This is a genomic window from Pseudoalteromonas sp. Angola-4, from assembly GCF_028599265.1.
GTDB lineage: Bacteria > Pseudomonadota > Gammaproteobacteria > Enterobacterales > Alteromonadaceae > Pseudoalteromonas > Pseudoalteromonas atlantica.
Window position 1 is genome coordinate 1 of sequence record NZ_JAQREK010000072.1, and the last position, 490, is coordinate 490.

The 490-nt window shown below is 41.4% G+C and carries 1 protein-coding gene; it reads left to right on the top strand.

From position 1 onward, the window contains the following. Positions 1 to 319 (top strand): multicopper oxidase domain-containing protein (locus PSH48_RS20845; RefSeq protein ID WP_273588142.1); only part of this gene is annotated, 319 nt, incomplete at its 5' end. Between the last annotated feature and the right edge of the window lie 171 nt (positions 320 to 490).

A 490-nucleotide genomic window follows, 5' to 3' on the forward strand; every position in this document is an offset into this window, starting at 1 on the left:
TATGGAACGTTATAGCTGGTCATTTGATGGCTTAGAATTTGGTAAAAGCACGCCAGTGCATATGAAGCATAACCAACGTTTAAGAGTTATTTTACAAAACGATACCATGATGACGCACCCTATGCATCTGCATGGTATGTGGAGTGATTTAGAAAACGAGCAAGGTGATGTGCAAGTGCGACGTCATACAATACCTGTTCAACCCGCACAAAGAATCAGCTTTTTAACCACCCCTCACGATGTAGGGCGCTGGGCTTGGCATTGCCATTTATTATTCCATATGGATGCCGGCATGTTTAGAGAGGTAGTCGTATCATGAAACAATTAAAACTATCTAAATCATTTAGTTTATTAATGTTAACTGGGGCTTCATTAATTAGTTTCCCTTTATTAGCGCAAAGTGAAATGGCACAAATGAATAGCGCTAAGATGCAACCACAAGGAGGAAGTGCACCTAAAGATGCAAGAGACCCCCATGCTTACTCTGCGG